We start from the raw sequence: 24,753 nt of genomic DNA, 5'->3' as shown, positions 1-24,753 counted from the left end.
AGGACCGTACGGCCGCTGTTCGCGGGTCAGCACGTGAAGTGCGATAAGACGGGTTATCAAGGTCAGCAGCCGCATCACGACGTTCTTCGGTACGGTCACATCACCGATCAGAAAGGGGACTGTGCATGTCGATTGAGGAGAGCGGGCGTACGCCGAGGCTCGTCGGCATGCCGGAGATCGCCGCTGTCACCCGAGTGCAGCGACCGGTCGTCTCGATGTGGCGGTCACGCAGCGCCGCCAGCTCGTACCCCTTTCCCGCGGCGTACGAGCGCCGTGGCCAGCAGGATCTGTTCGTCGCAGACGAGATCGCCGCGTGGCTGCGCGACACCGGGCGCGGCAACAACCCGGACGCGGCCGACGAGATCACGGCGTACGGGATCGACCGCGACGCGCCGCACGACGATCCGCTGGTCTTCGATGCGTTGACGGCGGTCCTGTGCCTGCTCGCGACCGTGCCCGACGATCTTCGAGAGCTCGACGCCGAGGAGCTGCTCGACCTGGCCGACGAACAGGACCCGGACGATGCCGCGATATTCCGTGAGCTCGAGCAGGTGGGCGAGCGTCTCCCGGTAATCATCGACGCCGCCGTGCAGCGCGCGGATGCCGCGCTGTCGCCTGCCGCGGCGTTCGAGATCCTGATGGCGGATCGTTTCCGCAGCAGCCTCGACGAGCACGTCGCAGTCGCGCTCCAGCCGGAGATCGCGACCCTCGTCGCCCGGGTCGCGGTCGGTGTGAATGCGCGGCTTGACGGTTCGGCGACGTACGTCGACCCGCGTCCTGGCTCGAGCGACCTGCTGGTGGCGGTGCTCGCCGAGCACGGGGAGCGTGGTCCGGCCGAGGTCGTGATCCCGTCGGGGGAGGGACGCGCCGAGCGGCTCGTACGCCGGCGCATGCTCACCCACGGCGCCGCGCGCAGCGAGCTCGACGTCAGCGCGGACGGGGAGTTCGTCGCCGCTCCGGAGTCGACGATCGTGACTCAGCTTCCAGCGCCCGGTCGTCCGCGGATGACAGTTGCCGAGGTCGTGGATGCGCTCGATCAGATCGTCCTGCAGATGGACGACACGCAGCGTGCGGTGGTCGTCGGTCCCGCGTCGGCCCTGACCGATGCGTCGGGTGGTTCGGCCGAGCAGACCCGGTCCGCGCTGCTGCGCGGTGGCCGTGTCCGGGCGATCGTCCGGCTTCCGGCGGGGCTGGTGACTGCTCGCTCGCGACAGGCACTAGCGCTGTACGTGCTGGGCGCACCGGACCTTCGGGCAGGCGTCGCCGAGGACGTCTGTTGGACCGTGGACCTGTCCGATGATCCGATCGACGCGACGACGATCGATGAGCTCGTGACTGACGTCATTGTTGCGGCCACCGCCGACGTCGACCTTGCGCGGCGGCACGCGTACACGTACCTGAACCCGGTGCCGCTCCGCTCGCTGCTGTCGGCCCGCCGGTTGACCGACGCCGCTGCGGGCCGACCTCTCCGCATGACCGACATCGTCGAGGCTGCACGCGGTCTCCAGGCTGCGTACGGCGGGCTGGCGGACCTGTCTGCCCCCATGGCGCCGGGGATGCGGACGGGGTCGGGGCGCGGCTTGCGACCGATCAAGGTCACGGATGCGCTCGACGGCCGTCACCTGCGGGTGGTTCCCGGCACGCGCCTCGCAGAGGAGGACCTCGGGGGTGTCGGCGGTGGTCTGCGAGTGATCGGACCCGATGAGGTCATGGGCGTACGACGGCCGGGAGTCCGTGCGATCGCAGCGCTGGTCCTCGCTGCTTCGTACCCATCGGCTGGACTCACCGAGCCGGGTGACGTCATCTTCTGTACGGCGCCGCGTCCGGCCGCGATCGTCGATGACGAGGGGTCGTCGGTTGTGATGGCGCCTGCAAGGGTTCTGCGGGTTGATCCTGCCGATCCCGCTGGGCTGCACGCGGAGATCGTGGCGGTGGACATCAACGAGCAGCCGCCGAGCGCCCGCGCATGGCGGCAGTGGCGCCTTCGCCGTGTCGCGGAGGCAGAACGGTCGGCGCTCGCGAGTACGCTCGCGGCGGTGCGTACGTCGCGCGAGGCCGCGCGGGAGCAGGCGCGGCGCCTGGACGGGCTGTCGGCGCGATTGGTCGACGGCGTGACGTCGGGGACGGTGTCGTTGGAGATCGCCGGCGAGGCGACGCCGTCGGACGGCAGCATGAGCATCAGGTTCGAGGAAGAGGGTTGAGGATGGCGAAGAAGCGAGCGGCGACGCCGAGTGCACCGTCGACGGTCAAGGAGCTGCAGGATCTGCTCTGGAAGGCGGCCGACAAGCTACGCGGTTCGATGGACGCCGCGCAGTACAAGGACGTCGTCCTCGGGCTGGTGTTCCTGAAGTACGTCTCCGACGCGTTCGACGAGCGGCGGATCGCGCTCGCTGCCGAGCTGGAGGCCGAGGGTCTCGACGAGGACCAGGTCGCGCAGCTGATCGACGACACCGACGAGTACACGGGGCACGGCGTGTTCTGGGTGCCGGAGTCGGCCCGATGGGGCTACCTCGCGCAGAACGCGAAGGGCCTGGCGCCGTCCGGCGGTGTGCTTGGCAAGCCCGTCGGTCAGCTCATCGACGAGGCCATGGATGCGCTGATGCGCGGCAACGACTCGCTCAACGGCACGCTCCCCACGATCTACAACAAGGACAACGTCGACCAGAAGCGGCTCGGCGAGCTGATCGACCTGCTCAACGGCGCGCGCTTCCATGGGGACGGCGCGACCAAGGCGCGGGACCTGCTGGGGGAGGTGTACGAGTACTTCCTCGAGCGGTTCGCCCGGGCGGAGGGCAAGCGTGGCGGCGAGTTCTACACGCCCAAGTCGGTCGTGCGAGTCCTCGTCGAGGTGCTGGAGCCGAGCAGCGGCCGGGTGTACGACCCGTGCTGTGGGTCCGGCGGCATGTTCGTGCAGACCGAGAAGTTCCTCGAGGCGCACGACCGCGACCGGACGGCGATCTCGGTCTACGGGCAGGAGTTCAACGAGCGCACCTGGAAGATGGCGAAGATGAACCTCGCCATCCACGGGCTCGCGGCCAACCTCGGCTCGCGGTGGCAGGACACCTTCGCGCGCGACATCCACCCGGACCTGAGCGGGGCGAACGGCGCCGACGTCGTGATGGCGAACCCGCCGTTCAACATCAAGGACTGGGTGCGCAACGAGGACGACGCACGCTGGCGGTACGGCGTGCCGCCGGCGACCAACGCGAACTACGCGTGGATCCAGCACATCCTGTCCAAGCTCGCTCCGGACGGCCGAGCCGGCGTCGTGATGGCGAACGGGTCGATGTCCTCGAACTCCGGTGGCGAGGGCAAGATCCGCGCCCAGCTCGTCGAAGCGGATCTTGTGTCCTGCATGGTTGCGCTGCCGACACAGCTGTTCCGCAGCACCGGCATCCCGGTGTGCGTGTGGTTCTTCGCGAAGGACAAGGCCCCCGGGCGGCAGGGTGCGGTCGACCGCAGTGGCGAGGTGCTCTTCATCGATGCGCGCGAGCTGGGGTACTTGGTCGATCGCGCCGAGCGCTGGCTGTCCGACGACGACATCGCCCGGATCGCCGACACCTACCACGCTTGGCGGGGGACGCGGTCGGCCACTGAGCGAGGGATCGCGTACGAGGACGTGCCGGGCTTCTGCAAGTCCGCGAGCCTGGCCGACATCAAGACGGCCGACTACGCGCTGACGCCCGGGCGTTATGTCGGGGCTGCGGAGGTCGAGGACGACGGCGAGCCGATCGAGGAGAAGATCGCGCGGCTGACGAAGGAGCTCGAGGCGCAGTTCGACGAGTCCGCCCGCCTGGCAGCGGTCGTCCGCGAGCAGTTGGGACGTGTGTCGTGAGGGAGGTGAAGGCAGGCTGGTCGACAGTAGAACTCTGTAGCCTTCTTCGCGACGGGCAGGCTACCTACGGGATCGTCCAACCCGGAGCACACGACGAACAAGGTGTTCCGATCTTGCGGGTGAAGGACCTTCGGGGCGGAGCCATAAACGCTGGGGACCCCCTAAGAGTTGCGAATGGTATTGAGGCAAAGCACGACCGAACGAGGCTTGGCGGTGGTGAGGTTTTGGTCTCACTCGTCGGCACCGTGGGGGAAGTCGCAGTAGTGCCCGACTCGCTCCGAGGGTGGAACGTAGCGCGTGCGATTGCCGTGCTGCGTCCTGCGCATGTCGTGACGAGATGGCTTGCGTACGCGCTGCAGGCTCCCGCGGTTCAGACCCAGCTTCATTCTGCGCTCAACACGACAGTGCAGGCGACACTCAACCTCTCGGACCTTAAGCGGCTTCGTCTGGCTGTCCCACCCCTCCCCGAGCAGCAGGCGATCGCTGAGGTGCTCGGCGCCCTCGACGACAAGATCGCCGCCAACACCACCGTCGCTGCTACAGCGGACTCAGTCGCTTCCGCGCAGTTCGATAGGCAGGTGCAACATGCGAACTTGGGCCCCGCGACCTTTGGCGACGTGGCCGAGGTGGGTGGAGGTGGTACGCCGAAGACGAAGATCGAGGAGTACTGGGGCGGGGACGTCCGATGGGCAACGCCTACTGACGTCACAGGGCTCGTGGGCCCGTACCTGTTCGACACGGCACGGAGGATTACCGAGAGCGGGCTCGGCGCGTGTTCATCGAAGCTGTACCCCGCAGGCTCGATCCTCATGACGTCACGAGCGACGATCGGTGCGTTCGCAATTGCGGAGCACCCCACGAGCGTCAATCAAGGCTTCATCGTCGTGCAGCCCCATGACCCGGACGTGTCGATGTGGATCTTCCACGAGATGCGTTCCCGCGTCGATGACTTCGTCGCCCACGCAAATGGCGCAACGTTCCTCGAGTTGAGCAGGGGGCGGTTCAAGCTTCTCCCCGTCCGGCTCGCAGACAACTCGACGATGCACGCGTTTCAGACGTACGCGGCTGGGCTGCACGAGCGCGCGTCCTCTGCGATCGAAGAGAACCGCACCCTCGCCGAACTGCGAGACACGTTGTTGCCTCAGCTGATGTCGGGCCGCCTCCGCGTGCGCGACGCGATCCAGCAAGTCGAGGAGGTCGTCTGATGGCGGGGAAGCAGGTCCGGCTCTTCCTGGCGGACGGCACAGCCGGTGGGCTCACGACCGCCGAGATCATCAACTGGACCGGGAAGATCGTGCAGGCGCCGCGATCCGACCTCGGCGTTGTCCTGAGACGCGACGAAGCCGCGCGAACCGGCGCGTACCTCCTGCTCGGCGATGATCCCGAGGCGGTCGGAGGGCTGCGGTGCTACGTCGGCGAGGCGGACGTGATCGGCGCCAGGTTGCGCGAGCACGCGAGCGGTCGCGGCAAGGACTTCTGGGATCGTGCCGTTCTGATCTTGTCGAAGGACGAGAACCTCACCAAGGCCCACGCCCGTTATCTCGAAGCTCGTCTCATCGCCCTCGCGTCTGATGCTGCGCGATGCACGCTCGAGAACGGGACCACACCAGACCCTCCCCGGCTTCCCGAGGCCGACGTCTCGGACATGGACGAGTTCATTGCGTACCTGAAGATCGTCCTGCCGGTCCTCGGCGTCAACGTGCTGCGCGGCCGAAAGGCGCTCGGCGGTAGCGCGGAGGCTGAGCCCGTCGCGAGCTCCATCCCGCGCTCGCCGCTCTTCACCCTGACGGTGCCGCGCGCAGGGGTCGAGGCGCGGGCCCAGGAGATCGACGGCGAGTTCACTCTCCTGGCGGGCTCCCTGGTTGCTTCGTCCATCCGAGCCAAGGCCTCGTATGCATCCTCGACCGCGGCCGCGTACGCGGGGTACGAAGCGATTCACAAGAAGCTCCGCGAAGACGGCGCGATTGATGCGACAGTGACCCCTGCCACGGTGACCCGCGACATCCCCTTCGGCTCGCCGTCGACGGCGGGCGCGATCGCTACTGGGCGCTCCTGCAACGGGCGGCAGTCGTGGATCGCCGAGGACGGTGCCACCTACGGTGAATGGGAACGTCGCGGCCTTGTCGAGCCATGAGCTCTGAACCATCAGCCAGGCCAATCAGTTCAGTCTTGACTGAACACCCTCGTCGTGTCACCGTGCCGGGATGACCCTCCGCGACAGGATCACGTCGGTCCCTGACGGCGCCCGAGATCTCGCTGCGGCACGCCTCAGGTGCGAAGCCCTGAAGCTGCTCCATCAGGCTCTGGAAGAGAGCGGCATGTCGAAGACCGAGCTGGCGGCAAAGCTGGGCGTTCGGAAGTCCGCGGTCACTCAGGTGTTCCGCGGGGACGGCAACGTGCGAGTGAACACGCTCGCCGACTACCTCTGGGCGCTCGGTCGAGACGCCGACCTGTCACTTGCGCAACGGGCCGACATTCCGGAGCCGCTGGACCGTTCATGAATCCGGCGGAGACTGCCAGACTCCCGCCGACAGCAGGTCCGTCGCCCCGATCGGAGGCAAGCCGTCGTCGCATTCGCGGAGGCGCCCGTACGGTCATCCGACCTCGCCAGCCTCTGCAGGCGGGCGGCCTCGCGCGCGGCGAGGTCGAGACCGCCTCCGTCATCGATGAGCAGCACGATGTCGGCGCCCGCTTCGGCACGGACGACACCATGTGCGATCACCATGGTTTCGCCGGCGTCCTTGGGATGGCGCAGTCTCTGCTCGATCGGCATGCTGCTCAGACGGCGGACCGCCCGGTCAAGAGCGTCGTCGTCGGGATCGTCATCGAGGACCTCAACCAGCTTCGTCGGCTGGACTTTGCGCCACACCTTCTCCGCATGCGCGAACCGCGGAAGTCGCGCCTTCCCGAGCAACTCGCCCACCACGGTCTCGGGCACGGCGATCTGGCCGACGACGCTGAACATCAGGCGTTCGCTGTTCGTGGCGAAGAAGTTGAGCGCCGGGCCGGCGTCGATGACGACCGGCTCACCCATCGTCATCCAACTCACTCAGGTCGACATCGCGACTGAATGCGCTCAGGGGAGCCCCGGGTGGAACGGCAGGCCGAGGCTCGATCCTGGCGTCGGCGAACTCGGCTCGGACCTCGTCGGTCGAGAGCCCGCGAACTCGTGCGACGGTCTCGATCGACACCACGCCCTCGATGTATCCCTCAGTAGCCCAGGCGGTGAGTCGGCGGGGAGGCCGCGGTGTCCGCGACTCTGCTTGGAGGGCGGTGTACTCGTCACGCCACCCAAACCGGCTGGCCAGCGCCGGGGTGGTGAGCAATTTCCAACTGCTCTTCGTTCGGTCGTCGATGAGGCCGGCGCCGTAGAGTTGAATCGCCGCGATCATCGGCGATGCGCCGAAGATCCGGACGACGTACGACAGGTCGGCCTCCGTCAGCGGTCGCGATTCGGGAAAGCGGCCCTTAAGCGCGGTGATCGGGACCAAGAGGTGCCGCGCAAACGCGTCCGCCCGGATTTCCTCGTCGCTGCGTTCCGCCCAGCCGTTCCCGGCGGCGGGTGCACAGTCGTCAGCGAGAACATGACCGAGTTCGTGTGCGATCGTGCTTCGCTGTCGCATAGGTCTCGTCGTCGTCGCGACTGCGATCATCCGAAGGCGCCGCTGTGGGTCTGACACGGTCATACCGTGCTCGTCAGCCTCAGCCGGAACGATCGCGACGTCCACACCGCACCTCGAGTCCACGAGGTCGATCAGGTCGCGAATCGGGGCGTTCCCAAGCTCGCTCTCATCCCGGAACTGCTGGGCGAGCAGGCGCCCGTCGTGCTCGTTGCTCACGTGGGCTCGGGAATCGCCTGATCGGCGAGGTAGTCGGCAAGCTCCAGATACTCGACGAGCTTGTCGCGCAGGGTCGTCATCGTGGCGTCGCCCGTCGCACGCGCCGCGCACGTCACCCGCTCGGCGACCGGAGAGGTGCCGCGGAGCTGGTCGAGCGTGAGCCCGAGGGCTGCCGAGAGTGCCAGTTGCTCGCCGAGGTGCGGCTCGCGGGCTCCGCTTTCGATCCGCGAAAGCGTCGGTTGGGAGATACCGGAGGCCTCCGCCAGCGCGCGTTGCGAGAGATGCGCATCCTCGCGCAGCCTGCCTAAACGTCCAGAGATCGCCATGAATCACTCACCACCTTCTGTGATTCACCGTAGCTGGAAGCATCGGTGGACGGAAGCGGATTGACGCCGAACGGTCAAGGCTGTCGGTGACGTGTGAGTGAATCGCAACATGACACGGGCGTCGGCCAAATGGCGCATCCGCGACCCGCAACCGAGAGAATGGCAGGGTGAGCGCAACAGTGGCTGTGACCGGCGACCTGCTGGCGTGGGCCAGTGAACGTTCTGGCTTGCCCGCCGAAGATCTCGCGCGCAAGTTTCCGAAGCTGAGCGAGTGGGTGTCCGGCACCACCCACCCCACGCTGAAGCAGCTGGAGAGGTTCGCCAAGACCACCCACACGCCATTCGGCTATCTGTTTCTCCCCGAGCCCCCCGACGAACCGCTGCCCGTCCAGGACTTTCGGACCCGGGGAGGGCGGGCTGTGCAGCACGCGAGCCCCGATCTGCTCGACACCATCTACGCGTGCGAGGCCCGCCAGGAGTGGTATCGCGACTTCGCGGTGATCTATGGCGAGGATGAAGTCGAGATCGTCGGTTCTCTGACCATCGATGTGGATCCGGCCGAGGCAGGCGCTCGACTTCGCGAGACCCTCGCCTACCAGGTGGGAAGCCGCGGACCTTCCTGGAGCGAGGCCTTCCGACGCTTGAGCGAGCATGCAGAGGACCTCGGCATCCTCGTCATGGTCAGCGGCATCGTGGGAAGCAATACCCACCGGCCACTCGACCCCGACGAGTTCGGCGGCTTCGCGCTCGTCGACCGCTTGGCTCCGGTGGTGTTCGTCAACGGTGCCGACAGTAAAGCTGCTCAGATCTTCACCCTCGCCCACGAGCTCGCCCACGTGTGGCTCGGCGGCTCCGCCCTCGACGACGCAGATCCAACTTCGATCGGCACGCAAGCCGCTGAGCAGTGGTGCAATGCGGTCGCGGGTGAGTTGCTCGTGCCCGCGTCTTCTCTCACCCAGCGGGATCTCGGCGCGCTCGACTCTGCAGAGCTCGATGCTTTCGCGGCCGAGTTTCGGGTGAGCACCCTCGTCGTCCTCCGTCGGCTGCTTGACCTCGGGAGCATCGGTCGGGCGTTCTACTGGAGCCGCTACGAAGCCGAGCGCGCCCGACTCGCCGACCTCAGGTTGGCGTCCTCCAGAGGCGGAGGAGGGAACTTCTACAACACCCAGCCCGTGCGTACGAGCAAGCGATTCACCCGTGCGCTCATCGCAGACACGCTCGAAGGTCGGACCCTCTACCGCGATGCCTTCCGGATGCTCGGATTCAAGAAGGAAGCGGCGTTCGAGGAGCTCGCTCGTCGAATGGGCGTTGCCTGATGGCCTACCTTCTCGACGCCAACGTCTTCATCCAAGCGAAGAACCTTCACTACGGCATGGACTTCGCGCCCGGCTTCTGGGATTGGATCGTCCAGGCCCACGATGCAGGAGTGGTGCTCTCCATCGAGAAGGTTGGTGACGAGCTGAAGGCCGGTGGCGACGACCTTGCCACCTGGGCCACCGGGCGACCCGCGACGTTCTTCGAGCCTGCGGACGCTACGGACAGCGCGAGTCTGACCGCCGTCGCGACCTGGGTGGCCGGGATGGGCTACGAACCATCGGCGGTCAACACGTTCCTCCAGGTCGCAGACTTCTACCTCGTGGCTCAGGCTCTCGCAGGCGAGCACGTTGTCGTCACCCACGAGGTGTTCTCGCCATCACTTAAGAAGATCAAGATCCCCAATGCGTGCATCGGCGTCGGCGTCAAGCACGTCACGACCTACGAGATGCTCCGCATCGAGAAGGCACGACTGGTTCTGGGCCCGCGAGCCTAGGTCCAGGTGCGTCCTACGCGGTCCTGGCCGCGCGGAACCCTGATCACCCGGGTTATCACCGTCTGACGACCTCCCGCGCCCACAGTCGGCCAAGATGGGTCCGACAGCACGAAGCGACGGAAGGACGCCTGATGGTGATGTCGGAGGCCGAGTGGGAAGACCTCGCGATGGAGGATCTTGCCGAGCTCGACTGGGCGACCGGGACCGGACAGGAGATTGCGCCGGGGTCGGGGGAGCGTGACTCGTGGGACGAGCTCGTGATCCGCCCGCGGTTCCTCGCAGCGCTCCAGCGGCTCAACCCTGAGGTCCCGCAGCCGTACCTCCAGCAGGCCGCGGCCGACATCGTCGCCGCGAGGTCGCAGGATGCGATCACCGAGAACCAGCGACTCCACGAGTACCTCGTCCACGGCTACCGCGGCATCACCTACGTCGACGCCGACGGGCGCGAGACGACCCCGACGATCCAGCTCCTCGCGGCCGACCCGGGTCACAACGACTGGCTCGCCGTCCGCCAGGTGAAGATCGTGCGCGGGGAACATGACCGCCGCTTCGACGTCGTCTTGTACTGCAACGGCCTGCCGGTCTCGATCATCGAGCTGAAGAAGGCCGGCGACGCCCACACCGGTCTCGCGGGCGCACACGCCCAGCTCCAGACGTACCTCCGCGAGTTCCCGCTGGCGTTCCGGTTCTGCTTGTTCGTGTTGGTCTCCGACGGCATCACCGCCGCGTACGGGACACCCTTCACACCGCTGCATCACTTCGCGCCGTGGAACGTCGACGACGACGGGGCGCCGGTGGGGGAGGGGTCTCGATCGCTCGCTCCGCTCGCGCCTCGACCAGCGGAGGGAGGTTCGCTCGCGCCTCGACCGGCGGAAGGAGGGGCGCTCGCGCCTCGACCAGCGGAGAGCACCGACGTCGCGCTGCAGACGGCGCTGTACGGCCTGTACAACCAGGAGCGGTTCGGCCAGCTGATGCGGAGCTACACCGCATTCGACGAGACCGACGAAGGACTCGTCAAGCGGATCGCGAAGCCGCACCAGTACTTCGCGGTCACCAAGGCGGTCGCCGCCACGGTCGCCGCGCTCGACAGCAACGGCAAGGCCGGCGTCGTCTGGCACACGCAGGGCTCCGGCAAGTCGATGGAGATGGAGCTGTACGCCGCGCTCACCCTGCGACACCCACGCCTGCTGAACCCGACGATCGTCGTCATCACCGACCGTCGGGAGCTCGACGGTCAGCTCTACGAGAGCTTCCAGAAGAGCCTGCTGCTCCCCGAGAAGCCCCGCCAGATCCGCAAGCGCAGCGAGCTGCGCGACGAGCTGTCGGGCCGTACGACCGGGGGCATCTACTTCACGACGCTCCAGAAGTTCGGACGAAGCCGCGACGAGCGGGACGCGGGCGTAGACCACCCGCTCTTGTCGGATCGCCGCAACATCATTGTGGTCGTCGACGAGGCGCACCGCAGTCACTACGACGACCTGGACGGGTACGCGCGGCACCTCCGCGACGCCTTGCCGCGCGCGACGCTGATCGCGTTCACCGGGACGCCGATCTCGTTCGACGACCGCAACACCCAGGCCGTCTTCGGCGACTACATCGACATCTACGACCTGACGCGTGCCGTCGAGGACGGCGCAACGGTCCCCGTCACGTTCGAGCCGCGACTGATCAAGGTCGACTACGCCACCGACGTCACGACCGAGCAGATCGATCTGGCCGCCGACGAGGCCACGATCGGGCTCGACGACGCCGAACGGGCGCGGATCGAGCAGAGCGTCGCCGTCGTCAACGCGGTGTACGGGGCGCCGGAGCGGATCGACGCACTCGCCGAGGACATCGTCGCGCACTGGGAACGACGTCGGGACGCGATGCGCCCGTACATCGAGTCCCCGGGCAAGGCCCTGATCGTCGGCGCGACACGGCGGATCTGCGCCGACCTGTACGACGCGATCGTGAAGCTGCGTCCGACATGGCACTCCGACGAGCTCGACCAGGGTGTCATCAAGGTCGTCTACTCCGGGACCGCGAGCGACGAGCCGCCGATCTCGAACCACGTGCGCCGCGACTCGTTCAACAAGGTGATCAAGAACCGGCTCAAGGACGCCGACGATCCGCTCGAGATCGTGATCGTGAAGGACATGATGCTGACCGGCTACGACTCGCCGCCACTGCACACGCTCTACCTGGACCGTCCGCTCAAGGGCGCGCTCCTGATGCAGACGTTGGCACGCGTGAACCGCACGTACCGCGGCAAGCCGGACGGCCTGCTGGTCGCCTACGCGCCGCTCGTCGACAACCTCCAGGCCGCACTCGCCGAGTACACACAGGCCGATCGCGAGACCAAGCCGGTGGGGCGCAACGTGGACGAGGCCGTCTCGCTGGTGCAGACGTTGGTGGACCGGATCCGCGGGATGCTCGCCGACCACAACTGGAAGGCGACCCTGGAGTCGGGCGGCAGGCGCGCGTACCTCGCGGCTGCCCAGAGCACGGTCAACTACCTGCGCAGTCCCGCGACCCCGGGCAACCAGGTCGCCGAAGGGGAGGAGAGCCTCGCCGACCGGTATCGCCGTGCATCTGCGCAGCTCGCCCGCGCGTGGGCGCTCGCCGGGGGAGCGCAGACCCTGTCCGAGCTGCGGCCCGAGATCGCCTTCTACGAGGAGGTCCGGGTGTGGATGGCGAAGTACGACGCCGAGGACCGTCGGTCCCGCGGAGAGCCGGTGCCGGACGAGATCCGCCGGCTGCTCGCCAATCTGATCGCGACCTCGACTGCGTCCGGGGAGACGCTCGACATCTACGAGGCCGCGGGGATGCCGCGCCCGACGCTGGATCAGCTCGGCCCTGCGTTCGCCGACCAGGCGAAGGACGCCCGCAACCCGCAGCTGGCGATCGAGGCCCTGCGTGCGCTCGTCGCCGAGGAGTCCCGGAAGGCCACGTCGCACAACCAGGTGCGCGCCCGCGCGTTCTCCGCCCGCGTCGACGAGCTGATGCGCAAGTACACCAACTCCCAGCTCACCGCAGCCGAGGTGATCGCGGAGCTCGTGGCGCTGGCCAAGGAGGTCGCCGACGAAGCCGACCGGGGGCGCCACTTCGACCCGCCTCTCGACACCGACGAGCTCGCTTTCTACGACGCGGTCGCCGAGAACGAGTCGGCGGTCCGCGAGCAGGGCGAGGACGTGCTCGCGCAGATCGCACGCGACCTCGTCGGCGTGATGCGCCGCGACGTCCGTACGGACTGGACCGTGCGCGACGACGTCCGGGCCAAGCTGCGGTCGTCGATCAAGCGGCTGCTCGTGCGGCACGGCTACCCGCCGGACAAGCAGCCGGCTGCGATCTCGCTCGTGATGGAGCAGATGGAGGCGATGGCGCCGCGCTACGCACAGTCGAGCGAGTAGGCGACCGACGGACGCGAGTCCGCACGCGGGACGTCCGTTCGCGGTGTCGCTGACGTGGTCACAGCCGCTTGCGGATCGGCCGCTTCTTGAGGAATGTGCGAACGTCGTCCCACTCGTCTGAGTCCGCGAACTCGAGGAAGTCGCGCGCTCGTCGCAGCCAGTCGAGTGTCGTTGGCCGCACCTCGGCCGCGGCCCCGAGCAGCTCGGACGTGCCGATCGGCTGGTCGTCGCCGGTGTCGAGGGCATGCTCGATGGCATACTCAGCCGCACGATCGACGACCGCCCGCAGGTCCGCTCCTGAGTAGAAGTCCGTTCGGGCTGCCAGCGCCGTGGCGCCGGACGCGTCTGCGTGGATGCCGTGCAGCAGCGTCTCGACGATCGCCCGCCGTGCGTCGTCGTCTGGGGGTGGCACAAAGACACGACGTTCGAAGCGACCCGGTCGGGACAGTGCAGAGTCCACGTCCCACGGAGCGTTCGAAGCGCCGACCACGAGCATGTCGGTCGTGTCGGATCCGACGCCGTCGAGCTGCTGGAGCAGGACATTCGTCAGGCGTCGTGCTGAGTCACCACCGGCGCGGTGGCGCTTGTACGCGATCGCGTCCATCTCGTCGATGAAGACGACGCATGGCGCGTTCGCGCGGGCCTGCTCGAAGATGTCGGCGAGATTGCGCTCGGAGGCGCCGAAGTACTCCGACACGACGTCCTCGATACGGATCGGGAAGAACGGGAGCCCGCACTCGCCCGCGATCGCCCGCGCGATCAACGTCTTGCCACAGCCGGGAGGCCCGTACAGCATCACGCCGCCGCCCGCGCGACGTCCGTACTTCGCGTACAGGTCGGGGCGGACGTACGGCATCACGATCAGGCGGTGGAGCACCTTCTTCAGGTCCTCCAACCCGCCGACGTCGGCGAAGCGTACCGACTCCTCGCGGAGCAGCTCGGCGGCCGGTACGGAGCCTGGGCCGAGCTGGCCCGCGGCCAGGTGATCGAACGGGTCCCCGGGCGCATCGGACTCGACAGCAGGGCCCGTCCGCGTGATAGCGGCCATCGCGGCGGCGAGGCGGGCGTCGGCCTCGGTGATCCCGTCGATCTCGCCGCGTTCGCGAGCCGACTCGAGACAGCCGCGGGCAACGTCGAGGCGGCCGTGGTCCAGCGAGAAGTGGGCGACGGCGACAGCGTCAACAGGTGTGAGACCGCCCGCGGCCAGCAGGATCTCGTAGTGCGAGATCGCCTCGGCGGCCTCACCCCCGTCGCGCAACGCCTCCGCGAGGATGAGACGGATGGTTGTGTTGCCGGGACTCGCCTCGAGCGCGTCGCGGAGCCCGTCGATCCGGTCGCTCATCGGCGGCTCCGCCTGCCGCGAAACGCCACGTAACCGGTCGCGATCCATGAGTAGGCCACCCAGCTCAGGACAAGGGTGCCCAGGATCAGGTTCGCCGGCGCCGGGAGCTGCCGCGCAATCCGGAAGGTGATCACGAGGATGAGACCCTGGGCCCACCACGGCAGAGCCTCGCTGGCGAGCCGGACCGGGCGCAGAGCGGGGGCTGCTGCAGCCTGAGCCCGCCGTGCAGCCTTGCGTAGTCCTCGGTCCTGGGGGTTCGCGGCGGCCGCCTGGCCCAGCCGCCGTGCGCCGCCGTCGAAGTCACCCTGGGCATCCGCGCTCACAGCCATAAGGACGAGCGCCTGCACGTTCTCGGGATCGTCGGCGAGAACGGCCTGAGCGTAGGAGCGGCATCGCGGCCAGTCCTCCTCTGCGCGGGCGATCTCTCCTTCGAGCACCAGCCGGTTCGTCGAGGTCGGATCGAGCTGCTCGGCCGTCGCCGCCATCCGGTGGGCCTCATCGAGGTGATTCGCGTCGATCAGGAACGAGCCATACCGACAGACGATCGCAACGTCGTACGGGGACGCTTCCACCGCACGCCGAAAGTACGTCCCGGTCTCGGGCCGCCTCATCGACTCGCTCGCCTGAGCTGCGTAGAACAGGAGAGCCGGACTCTCCTCGTGCGCCAGACCGGCCTCGGCTACCTCGAGTGCCTCCTCGTTCCGGCCGAGGCGCAGCAACGCGAGCGACCGCAGCCCGAAGGCGCGGACCGGGTCCTCGTCGAAAGCGACCTCGTTCAGGAGGTCGAGGCAGGCCTGGGGGTTGCCGACGTCGAGATAGTGTTCGGCGCGGACGAACGAGCTTCCGGTCGCGGGCATGCGCGGCACCCTATCGTCCGACTGCTGACGGGACTGCGACCCCCACCTGGCCGCTCATCGGCGGCCTCTCATGGATCGTCGCTCGAGGAGGCCCGGGACCCCGAGGCCGTAGAGACCCCAGGCGAGCGCGAGCAGGAGCACGATCGTGAAGGCCCGTTCCGATCCGCTCAGCTGGACCCCGCGGACGGTGAGGAACATCGCGACCATCTGCAACCACCACGGGACGACCCTCGTGACCAGGACGAACGGGCGCATGATCCAGTGGGCCTGAGCTTGCGTCTCGTGGGCGACGCCGGTCAGTGCTCGATCGTCGGGAGTGGCGGCCGCAGCCTGGCTGATCCGGCGCGCGGCTCCCGCGATGTCGCCCTGCTCGTCCGCCGCGGCTCCATCGAGGAGCAGGGCCTCGACGTTCTCGGGATCCTCCGCGAGGACCGCCTGGGCACAGGTTCGACATGTCGACCAGTCGCCCCGGTGGAAGGCGATCCTGCCTTCGAGCAGGGTGACGTCGTTCGAGCTCGGTTCGAGGTCCCGGGCTGCCTCGAGCTGCTCGATCGCCTCCGGAAGGCGAGCCTCGGCCGTCAGGTACAACCCGTACGCACATCGTGTGACGGCGTCACCCGGGGCCACGCGGAGGACAGCGGCGAACAGGTCATCCGCATCAGGGCGTCCGAGCCGGCCGGCTGCCTGGGCGGCATAGAACATCAGCGCTGCGTTCTCAGGATCGAGCCTCAGTCCTTGGTGCGCGGCCTCGAGCGCGTCGTCGTGACGTTCGAGGCGCAGCAGGGCGAGCGATCGGAGCTCGAAGGCGCGCACCGGGTCCTGGTCGAACGCGACCTCGTCCAGGACGTCGACGCAGGCCTGGGGGTTGCCGACGTCGAGGTAGTGCTCGGCGCGGACGAACGAGCTTCCGGTCGCGGGCATGCGCGGCACCTTATCGAAAGGGTTCGGAGGTGTCGGGACCTGATGTCACTTGAGGTGAATCTCGATGTGGCACGGTAGCCGCGGCAGCCGTGTCGAGATCCACGGCGATGTCGAGACGCGCGTCCGGACGGCACCGGGCCCACCCTCTACACTCGCGCAGATGAGCCACGACATCGCGCTGCTCGGCGCGACCGGTTTCGCCGGACGACTCACTGCCGAGCACCTCGCTGCCCATCTGCCCGACGACGCGTCCTGGGCGATCGCCGGTCGCAGCCGAGCCAAGCTGGAGGCGGTCGCGCAGGCGGTCGCCGACGCCGGCGGCAACGTGCCCCAGGTCGTCGAGGCCGACGTGTCCGACGCGACCGCGGTGCGCGACCTCGCGGAGAGCACGCGCGTGCTCGGCACCACGGTCGGCCCGTACGTCGAGTACGGCGAGGCGGCCGTGGCTGCTGCGGCTGCCGCCGGGATCGCGTACTGCGATCTGACCGGCGAGCCCGAGTTCGTCGACCGCACCTGGTTGCGTCACCACGCCGAGGCCGAACGGACCGGCGCGCGGCTCGTGCACGCGTGCGGGTTCGACTCGATCCCGTACGACATCGGCGTGCTGAACACGATCAAGGCGCTGCGCGAGGCCGGGACGGACGAGGGGACGCCGATCCGGGTTCGTGGGTACGTGCGAGCGTCGGCGCAGTTCTCCGGCGGCACCTACCACTCGGCGGTCCGGGCGTTCTCGCGGCTCCGGGAGTCGCGGCAGCTCGCGAAGCAGCGCCGCGCGGCCGAGCCGCGTCAGCAGGGGCGCCGCGTCCGCGGGCTGTCGGGACGACCCGAGCGCGCGCCCGACGGCGGGTACGCGCTGCCGTTGCCGACGCTGGACCCGCAGATCGTCCTGCGTTCTGCACGTGCGCTCGGTGAGTACGGCGACGACTTCGGGTACGGCCACTTCGCCCACGTGAAGCGGCTGACGACCGTGGTCGGCGCCGGGGTCGGCGGCGCCGTGGTCCTGGGCGCGGCACAGGTTCCGCCGCTGCGCGACGCGCTCCTGCGGGTGAAGACGCCGGGGGAGGGGCCGAGCGAGCAGACCCGCGCGAAGTCGTGGTTCCGGGTGCGCTTCCATGCCAGCGCGGGGGAGGGCTCGGGCGCTCGTACGCTCGTCACCGAGGCCCGCGGCGGCGACCCGGGCTACACCGAGACCGCCGTGATGCTCGGCGAGTCGCTGATGGCGCTCGCGTACGACGACGTGCCGAAGGTCGCGGGCCAAGTCACCACCGCGGTGGCGATGGGCGAGGCGCTGCTCGAGCGGCTCCCGTACTTCCGCACGCTGTGACCGGCACCGCGCGGCCGCGCCTGGCGGAGGCTCTCGACCTCCAGCCGCACCCCGAGGGCGGCTGGTTCCGCCAGACGTTCGCGTCGCCGGAGACGGTGACGACGACGGACGGCCGTACGCGCGGTGCTGCGACGCTGATCCTGTTCGCGCTCGGCGCCGGCGAGTCGTCGGCGTGGCACGTGGTCGCGTCCGACGAGGTCTGGATCGCGAACGTCGGCACCGTGACGCTCGAGCTCGGCGGCACGGGCGAGCAGCCGGCGCCGTCTGCGCCTGCCGAACGGGTCGTGCTCGGGACGGACGTCGGATCGGGTCAGCTCCCGCAGGCCCTCGTACCGGCCGGGACCTGGCAGCGCACCGTCCCGGCCGACGCGGATGCGCTGGTCAGCTGCCTGGTGAGTCCCGGTTTCGACTTCGCCGACTTCCGGCTCGCCGGCTGACGCCGTACGGCCCGGGTCGGTGTCGGTGCGTGGCGACGGATGGACGGGCTGTGCATTCGTCACAACGCACCGCCATCCGCTTCGCCTGTCAGGCGTCGGCCGGCTTCTCCTCCGGCTCGGCGAGCTGCGCCTCGACCGCGAGTGAGCCGCCCTCCTGCGACGGATCGACGATCAGCTCGACCCCACCGGTCACCCGGCCGGCCGCGCGGACGTCGTCCATGGCGCGCTCCACGAGGTCCAGGCTCTGCTGCGACCCGCGGATCACCAGCGCGTCGACCTCGGTGCGCATCGACCGCTTCGCCGTCGACTTCGCCCCGCGGATCCCCGCCAGCGCCTCGCCGGCCGCGACGAGCAGCGCCGGGTCGTGCGGCGTCGTGGTGATCTCGAGCGCCGCCTCGGGCCACGAAGCGCGGTGGATCGAGCCCTCGCGCCACCACGACCAGACCTCCTCGGTCACGTAGGGCAGGAACGGCGCGAGCAGGCGCAGCTGGACCGACAGCGCGATCGCGAACGCGGAGCGCGCGGACGTGCCGCCCTCGTCGTCGCGGCGCGCCCGCTCCTTGACGAGCTCGAGGTAGTCGTCGCAGAAGTCCCAGAAGAACCGCTCCGTCACCTCGAGAGCCGTCGTGTAGTCGTACGTCTCGAAGGCCTCGGTCGCCTCCTGCGCGACCTGGCGCAGCCGGCGCAGCATCGCGAGGTCGAGCAGCACCGTGACCCGCTCGGGTGCGAGATCGTCGACGCCGGCCCCCAGGCCGTACGCGTCGGGTGCGGCGAGCACGAACTTCGAGGCGTTCAGCACCTTCATCGCGAGCCGGCGGCCGACCTTCATCTGCGCCTCGTCGAACGGCGAGTCCGCCCCGGGGCGCGCACCGGCGGCACGCCAACGCACCGCGTCGGCGCCGAACTTCTCGAGGATGTCGGTCGGGACGACGACGTTGCCCTTCGACTTCGACATCTTCTTGCGGTCGGGGTCGACCACGAAGCCGGAGATCAGCGCATGGCCCCACGGCACCGCGCCGTTCTCCAGGTGCGCGCGGACGACCCGGGAGAACAGCCAGGTCCGGATGATGTCGTGGGCCTGGGTGCACAGGTCCATCGGGAACGTGCGCGCGAACAGGTCGTCGTCGCGCTCCCAGCCGGCCGCGATCTGCGGCGTCAGCGAGGACGTCGCCCAGGTGTCCATCACGTCGGGGTCGCCGACGAACCCGCCGGGCACGCCGCGCTGGTCCTCGGCGAAGCCCTCCGGCGCCTGAGACTGCGGGTCGATCGGCAGGTCGGCCTCGTCGGGGACGATCGGATCGTCGTAGAGCGGCTCGCCGTCGCCGTCGAGGCGGTACCAGACCGGCAGCGGCACGCCGAAGAACCGCTGCCGCGAGATCAGCCAGTCGCTGTGCAGCCCGTCGATCCAGTTCGTGTAGCGGTGCTGCATGTAGGGCGGGTGCCAGTCGATCTCGTGGCCGCGGGCGATCAGCTGGCCGCGCAGCTCCGGCTCCTTGCCACCGTTGGTGATGTACCACTGGCGGGTCGAGACGATCTCGAGCGGCTTGTCGCCCTTCTCGAAGAAGTTGGCCATACGGGTCGTCGCCTTCGGCTCGCCGTCGAGGTCGCCGGAGTCGCGGAGCGCGGCCACGACGGCCTCGCGCGCCGAGAACACCGTCTTGCCGGCGAGCTCCTCGTACACCTTGGCGCCCGCCTCGGAGGTGATCCACTCCGGGACCTCGCGGTGCAGCCGCCCGTCGCGGCCCACGACCGTGCGGGTCGGCAGCTCCAGCTCGCGCCACCACTGCACGTCGGTCAGGTCGCCGAAGGTGCAGCACATCGCGATGCCCGCGCCCTTGTCCATCTCCGCGGCCGGGTGCGCCAGCACCGGGATCTCCACGTCGAAGAGAGGCGAACGCACCGTCGTCCCGAACAGCTCGGCGTACCGCTCGTCGTCCGGGTGTGCGATCAGCGCGACGCAGGACGCGATCAGCTCGGGACGGGTCGTCTCGACGTACACCGGGCCGTCGGCGCCGTGGTAGGCGACGCGGTGGTAGTGGCCCGGGTACTCACGCGCCTCCAGCTCGGCCTGCGCGACCGCGGTCTGGAACGTCACGTCCCACAGGGTCGGGGCGTCGGAGCTGTACGCTTCGCCGCGCGCGAGGTTGCGCAGGAACGCCCGCTGTGACGCCGCCCGCGACACCTCACCGATCGTCGTGTACGTGTGGTCCCAGTCGACCGACACGCCGACCGTGCGGAAGAGGTCCTCGAACGCCTTCTCGTCGACCTGGACGAGCTCCTCGCACAGGTCGATGAAGTTGCGTCGGCTGATCGGGATCTGACGCTTGGCGTCCGGCTTCTCGGGCGGGGTGAAGTCAGGGTCGTACGGCAGCGACGGGTCGCAGCGCACGCCGAAGTAGTTCTGGACCCGGCGCTCGGTCGGCAGACCGTTGTCGTCCCAGCCGATCGGGTAGAACACCTCCTTGCCGCTCATCCGCTGGTAGCGGGCGACGAGGTCGGTGTGGGTGTAGGAGAACACGTGCCCGATGTGCAGCGACCCCGATACCGTCGGCGGCGGGGTGTCGATGGCGTACACCTGCTCCCGCGCCTTGGACCGGTCGAAGGCGTAGGTGCCGCGCTCCTCCCAGAGCGCAGACCACTTCGCCTCGAGGCCTTCGAGGGCGGGTTTCTCGGGCACGTTGCTCATGCGCCAAGTCTAGAAGCACCGGCGCTCAGGCCCGTGACCCGGTCACGACCAGGTCACGGGCGTACGAGACCGTCGTCACGCCCGCGTGTCGGCGAGGGCCTCGCCCCCGGTCGTCTCGCCCGGGTCCTCGACGTCCTCGACCCGCCCGAGCGCGCTCGGCCACCACATGTGCCGACCCACGTCGAGGTTGAGCGCGGTCACCAGCACCGACCGTACGACCAGGGTGTCGAGCAGCACGCCGAGGGCCACGGCGAAGCCGATCTCGGCGAAGGCCACCAGCGGCAGCGTGCCGAGGGCGAGGAACGTGCCCGCCAGCACCAGCCCCGCGGACGTGATCACGCCACCGGTCGCTGTCAGGCCGATCAGCGCGCCGCGCCGGGTCCCGAACCGCAACGACTCCTCGCGGACACGGGTCATCAGGAAGATGTTGTAGTCGATCCCGAGCGCGACCAGGAACACGAACACGAACAACGGGAACGCGCTGTCGGCGCCGGCGAAGTCGAAGACGTACGTGAAGATCAGCGCGCTCACGCCGAGGGCGGCCGCGAAGGACAGCACGACGGTGCCGAGCAGGATCAGCGGTGCGGTCACCGCTCGCAGCAGCACCATGAGGATGAGCAGCACGACGAGCAGGACCGCCGGGATGATCACCCGGTTGTCGGCGGCCGACGCCCGTTGGATGTCGAGGTTGATGGCCGTCCCGCCACCGACCAGCGCCTCCCCGTCGCCGACGTCGTCGAGGTCGGCGCGCAGGTCGTCGACGACGTCGTACGCGGCGTCGCTGTCCGGCTCGACGTCGAGCGTCGCCTCGAAGTACGCCCAGCCGTCCGCGACCTGCGGATCGGTCACGCTCGCGGGGTCGATTCCGTCGGCCTGCGCGACAGCGGCGGCGACGTCGTCCTGGGTGCCGTCCGGCGTCACCACGACCACCGGGTTGCCCGCGCCGCCGGGGAAGTGGTCGGACAGCACCTGCTCGCCCTCGACGGAGGCCGGCGTGCCGCGGAACGACTCCTCGACGGTCAGACCGTTGGCGTTCAGCTGGGTGATGCCCGCGGTCAGCGCGAGCAGGATCAGGGAGGTGACCACCCAGACCCGGCGTGGCCGGTGGGAGATCCGGGTGCCGATCCGTGACCAGAAGCCGTGGACGGCAGGATCCTCGTCCCCGAAGTGAGGGATCCGCGGCCAGAAGACCCAGCGTCCGAGCACGACCAGGAGCGCCGGGAGCAGCGTCAGCATCACCATCAGACCGACCACGATGCCGATCGCCGCGACCGGGCCGAGCCCGCGGGTCGAGGTCATCTGCGCGAGCAGGAGGCACAGCATCCCGATCGCCACGGTGGCGCCGCTGGCGATGATCGCGGGTCCTGCACGGTGCAGGGCGAGCGCCATCGCGTCGTGCCGGTCCTCGTGCCGGCGCAGCTCCTCGCGGTAGCGGGCGACCAGGAGGAGGGCGTAGTCCGTCCCGGCACCGAAGACGAGGACCGTCAGGATGCCCGCGCTCTGACCGTCGACCGTCAGGTTCGCGTGCTTGGCGAGGAGCACGATCACGGCCTGGGCGCCGGTCAGCGCCACCCCGGCGGAGATCACCGGCAGGAGCCACAGGAACGGGCTGCGATAGGTCAGCAGCAGCAGGACGGTCACGACCCCGGCCGCGGCGAGCAGCAGCGTGCTGTCGATCCCCTCGAACGCCGCCGCCGAGTCCGCGGCCTGGCCCAGCGGTCCGGTCACGTAGGCGTCGAGGCCGTCGGTGCTGTCGGCGGTGGCGGTCATGTCGTCGACGGCGTCGGGCGCCTCGTTCCAGCCGTCCGGTCCGAGGTCGAGCGGCACGATCGTCTCGATCGCCTCGCCGTCCTCCGACGGGATCGGGCCGACGACCTCGCCGGCGCCCTCGAGCGCGCCGAATTCCTCGGCGTCGGCGGCGGCCTTCTCCATGTCCCCGGGCGCGAGACCGCCGTCGCGCTCGTAGACGACGACGGCCGGGATGACGTTCGGTGAGGAGAAGGCGGAGGCGGCGTCGAGCACCTTCGTCGACTCCGCGCTCGACGGCAGCCAGTTCTCGGCCTCGTTCTCCTGCACGTCGGTGAGCTGGCCGGCGAGCGGGCCCAGCAGGGCGACGAGCACCAACCAGAACGCGATCACCGCGTACTTCGTCCAGCGGTGGCTGATCCACCCAGCGATCGACTGCGTCATCGTGTTGTCCCCCAGGAGTGTGGGGCCGTCTCTACGGCCTGGTTCGACGGTAGGACGGCACCGGGCCGAAGGACTCATCGTTTTTATCGGGGATACTGGACGGCGATGAGCAATCCCACGTACGCCGAGGTCGAGCAGGCGCTGCTGGCGCGCTGGCCCGAGACCCGCCTGGAGCCGTCCCTGGACCGGATCGGCGCGCTCTGCCGGTTGATGGGCGACCCCCAGCAGTCCTACCCGGTCGTCCAGCTCACCGGGACCAACGGCAAGACTTCGACGGGCCGGATGATCGACGCGTTGCTGCGAGCCCGGGGCCTGCGTACGGGCCGGTTCACCAGCCCGCACCTGGTCTCGATGACCGAGCGGATCAGCATCGACGGTGAGCCGCTGTCGCCGGAGCTGTTCGTGGAGGCCTTCGCCGACGTCGCCGCCTACGCCCAGGTCGTCGACGACTCCCAGCCCCACCCGCTGTCGTTCTTCGAGCTGATGGTGGGGATGGCCTACCAGGCCTTCGCCGACACCCCGGTCGACGTCGCCGTGGTCGAGGTCGGGATGGGCGGCCGCTGGGACGCCACGAACGTCGCGGACGCGCAGGTGGCGGTGGTGACGCCGATCGCCGTGGACCACGCGCGCTATCTCGGCGACGCGCCGGGCGACATCGCGGTCGAGAAGGCCGGGATCATCAAACCGGGGGCACAGGTCGTGATGGCGGCCCAGCCGGAGGACGCCGCGGCCGAGATCGTCGCCCGCGCGGTCGAGGTCGGAGCGACCCTGCTGCGCGAGGGCGCCGACTTCGGGATCGAGGAGCGGGTGCCGGGTCTGGGCGGCCAGGTGCTGCGGCTGCACGGTCTCGGCGCGACGTACGACGAGGTGTTCCTGCCGTTGTTCGGCGAGCACCAGGCGCGCAACGCGAGCTACGCCCTGGCTGCGGTCGAGGCGCTCACCGGAGGCAAGGAGCTCGACGTCGAGCTGGTCCGGGAGGCCTTCGGGCAGGTGACCTCGCCGGGAAGGCTCGAGGTCGTCCGACGCAGCCCGACGGTCCTCGTCGACGCGGCCCACAACCCGGCCGGCATGGAGGCGAGCCTGGCGGCGGTGCAGGAGGCGTTCGCGTTCACCCCGCTGGTCGCGGTGCTCGGCGTGATGGCCGACAAGGAGGCCGACGAGATGCTGGCGGTGCTCGAGCCGGTCGCCGCAGAGGTGGTCTGCACCCAGAACACCTCGGACCGCAGCCTGCCGGCCGAGGAGCTCGCGGACCTGGCCGAGGGGATCTTCGGCGCCGACCGGGTCCACCGGGCGCCGCGGCTGCCCGACGCGCTGGAGACGGCCGTCCGGCTGACGGAGAGCGCCCGGTACGGAGACGCGGTCGGCACGGGTGGCGTGCTGGTGACCGGGTCGGTCGTCACCGCCGGCGAGGCGCGCCTGCTGCTCTCGCGGGAGGAGACGGACTGATGCGGGCGATGTGCGCGACCGTGCTGGCGCTCGAGGCGATCGTGATGGGCCTGGCGGTGCCGGTGCTGATCATGGTCGAGGACGTCCCGACGGGGCTCGCCCTGGCGTACGGCCTCGGGCTGAGCGCGCTGGCGCTGGTGACGGCGGGGCTGCTCCGGTTCTCCTGGGCGTACGGCCTGGGCTGGCTGGTCCAGGTGCTGGCGGTCGCGATGGGGTTCTGGATGCCGTCGGCGTTCCTGATCGGCGGGATCTTCGCCGCCCTGTGGGCTGGGGCGATCCTGATCGGCCGCAAGATCGCCCAGGACCGGGCGGCGAACCCGGAGTTCTACGCCTCCTGACGGGCCGCGC

20 protein-coding genes are annotated in these 24,753 nt (G+C 69.2%); 13 read left to right on the top strand and 7 right to left on the bottom strand.

The window, feature by feature from the left end; genetic code table 11:
• Positions 1-125 precede the first annotated feature (125 nt).
• The 6 genes from CLV56_RS17535 to CLV56_RS21070 all read left to right on the top strand — a co-directional run bounded on the left by CLV56_RS17535 (position 126) and on the right by CLV56_RS21070 (position 6,905).
• Positions 126-2,201: a hypothetical protein gene (locus tag CLV56_RS17535; protein WP_039349112.1), complete on the top strand. Its 2,076-nt coding sequence runs from the start codon at positions 126-128 to the stop codon at positions 2,199-2,201.
• Between the two features lie 2 nt (positions 2,202-2,203).
• Entirely contained in the window at positions 2,204-3,835 is a 1,632-nt protein-coding gene (locus CLV56_RS17530) for a class I SAM-dependent DNA methyltransferase (RefSeq protein WP_039349115.1), read from the top strand.
• A complete protein-coding gene (locus tag CLV56_RS17525; RefSeq protein WP_100415356.1) occupies positions 3,832-5,040 on the top strand; it encodes a restriction endonuclease subunit S in 1,209 nt (402 codons plus the stop codon). The genes CLV56_RS17530 and CLV56_RS17525 overlap by 4 nt, the downstream gene beginning before the upstream one ends.
• Positions 5,040-5,969, top strand: coding sequence for a GIY-YIG nuclease family protein (locus CLV56_RS17520; protein ID WP_039349123.1), 930 nt, complete (start codon positions 5,040-5,042; stop codon positions 5,967-5,969). Before CLV56_RS17525 ends, CLV56_RS17520 begins: the two co-directional genes overlap by 1 nt.
• Positions 5,970-6,039: 70 nt before the next feature.
• Positions 6,040-6,336: a helix-turn-helix domain-containing protein gene (locus tag CLV56_RS17515; RefSeq protein ID WP_039349126.1), complete on the top strand. Its 297-nt coding sequence runs from the start codon at positions 6,040-6,042 to the stop codon at positions 6,334-6,336.
• Positions 6,333-6,905 (top strand): hypothetical protein, encoded by a 573-nt coding sequence (locus tag CLV56_RS21070; RefSeq protein ID WP_157805212.1) that lies wholly within the window; start codon positions 6,333-6,335, stop codon positions 6,903-6,905. Before CLV56_RS17515 ends, CLV56_RS21070 begins: the two co-directional genes overlap by 4 nt.
• Here CLV56_RS21070 and CLV56_RS17505 read toward each other — a convergent pair.
• Both CLV56_RS17505 and CLV56_RS17500 read right to left on the bottom strand, forming a co-directional pair.
• Positions 6,862-7,674 (bottom strand): ImmA/IrrE family metallo-endopeptidase, encoded by an 813-nt coding sequence (locus tag CLV56_RS17505; RefSeq protein WP_039349137.1) that lies wholly within the window; start codon positions 7,672-7,674, stop codon positions 6,862-6,864. The two genes, CLV56_RS21070 and CLV56_RS17505, sit on opposite strands and share 44 nt — an antisense overlap.
• Entirely contained in the window at positions 7,671-8,000 is a 330-nt protein-coding gene (locus tag CLV56_RS17500) for a helix-turn-helix domain-containing protein (RefSeq protein ID WP_039349139.1), read from the bottom strand. Before CLV56_RS17500 ends, CLV56_RS17505 begins: the two co-directional genes overlap by 4 nt.
• Before the next feature lie 167 nt (positions 8,001-8,167).
• On the opposite strand from CLV56_RS17500, the gene CLV56_RS17495 reads away from it, so the two are divergent.
• From CLV56_RS17495 to CLV56_RS17485, 3 genes are all read left to right on the top strand, one after another.
• Positions 8,168-9,316, top strand: coding sequence for an ImmA/IrrE family metallo-endopeptidase (locus tag CLV56_RS17495; protein WP_039349141.1), 1,149 nt, complete (start codon positions 8,168-8,170; stop codon positions 9,314-9,316).
• Positions 9,316-9,810 carry a DUF4411 family protein gene (locus CLV56_RS17490; protein WP_039349142.1) on the top strand — a complete coding sequence of 165 codons (495 nt, stop codon included), beginning with the start codon at positions 9,316-9,318 and terminating at the stop codon, positions 9,808-9,810. The genes CLV56_RS17495 and CLV56_RS17490 overlap by 1 nt, the downstream gene beginning before the upstream one ends.
• Before the next feature lie 131 nt (positions 9,811-9,941).
• Positions 9,942-13,202, top strand: a complete 3,261-nt coding sequence (locus CLV56_RS17485) for a type I restriction endonuclease subunit R (protein ID WP_039349145.1) — start codon at positions 9,942-9,944, stop codon at positions 13,200-13,202.
• Between the two features lie 58 nt (positions 13,203-13,260).
• Here the strand turns inward: CLV56_RS17485 and CLV56_RS17480 are convergent, their stop codons facing one another.
• Genes CLV56_RS17480 through CLV56_RS17470 form a run of 3 tightly spaced genes read right to left on the bottom strand, consistent with a single transcriptional unit; the run spans position 13,261 to position 16,322 of the window.
• Complete coding sequence (locus CLV56_RS17480; RefSeq protein WP_039349148.1) at positions 13,261-14,544, bottom strand: ATP-binding protein; 1,284 nt, start codon at positions 14,542-14,544, stop codon at positions 13,261-13,263.
• Positions 14,541-15,401 (bottom strand): tetratricopeptide repeat protein, encoded by an 861-nt coding sequence (locus CLV56_RS17475; RefSeq protein WP_039349151.1) that lies wholly within the window; start codon positions 15,399-15,401, stop codon positions 14,541-14,543. Before CLV56_RS17475 ends, CLV56_RS17480 begins: the two co-directional genes overlap by 4 nt.
• Before the next feature lie 54 nt (positions 15,402-15,455).
• The gene (locus tag CLV56_RS17470; protein WP_039349153.1) at positions 15,456-16,322 is read right to left on the bottom strand and encodes a tetratricopeptide repeat protein; all 867 of its coding nucleotides are present in this window, start codon (positions 16,320-16,322) and stop codon (positions 15,456-15,458) included.
• A 160-nt stretch (positions 16,323-16,482) separates the two neighbouring features.
• Between CLV56_RS17470 and CLV56_RS17465 the strand changes: the two genes are divergently transcribed.
• Entirely contained in the window at positions 16,483-17,646 is a 1,164-nt protein-coding gene (locus tag CLV56_RS17465; protein WP_039349156.1) for a saccharopine dehydrogenase family protein, read from the top strand.
• Positions 17,643-18,083 carry a cupin domain-containing protein gene (locus CLV56_RS17460; RefSeq protein ID WP_100415355.1) on the top strand — a complete coding sequence of 147 codons (441 nt, stop codon included), beginning with the start codon at positions 17,643-17,645 and terminating at the stop codon, positions 18,081-18,083. The genes CLV56_RS17465 and CLV56_RS17460 overlap by 4 nt, the downstream gene beginning before the upstream one ends.
• A gap of 88 nt (positions 18,084-18,171) precedes the next feature.
• Here the strand turns inward: CLV56_RS17460 and valS are convergent, their stop codons facing one another.
• Together valS and CLV56_RS17450 are read right to left on the bottom strand one after the other, a co-directional pair.
• Entirely contained in the window at positions 18,172-20,769 is a 2,598-nt protein-coding gene (gene valS, locus CLV56_RS17455; RefSeq protein WP_039349159.1) for a valine--tRNA ligase, read from the bottom strand.
• A 75-nt stretch (positions 20,770-20,844) separates the two neighbouring features.
• Positions 20,845-22,959 carry an MMPL family transporter gene (locus tag CLV56_RS17450; protein WP_039349161.1) on the bottom strand — a complete coding sequence of 705 codons (2,115 nt, stop codon included), beginning with the start codon at positions 22,957-22,959 and terminating at the stop codon, positions 20,845-20,847.
• 105 nt (positions 22,960-23,064) lie between these two features.
• On the opposite strand from CLV56_RS17450, the gene CLV56_RS17445 reads away from it, so the two are divergent.
• Entirely contained in the window at positions 23,065-24,405 is a 1,341-nt protein-coding gene (locus CLV56_RS17445) for a bifunctional folylpolyglutamate synthase/dihydrofolate synthase (RefSeq protein WP_039349164.1), read from the top strand.
• Complete coding sequence (locus CLV56_RS17440; protein ID WP_039349167.1) at positions 24,405-24,743, top strand: DUF4233 domain-containing protein; 339 nt, start codon at positions 24,405-24,407, stop codon at positions 24,741-24,743. The genes CLV56_RS17445 and CLV56_RS17440 overlap by 1 nt, the downstream gene beginning before the upstream one ends.
• Positions 24,744-24,753: the final 10 nt, after the last annotated feature.

Source organism: Mumia flava (assembly GCF_002797495.1).
Lineage (GTDB): Bacteria > Actinomycetota > Actinomycetes > Propionibacteriales > Nocardioidaceae > Mumia > Mumia flava.
This window is presented reverse-complemented; position numbering and strand designations above follow the sequence as displayed.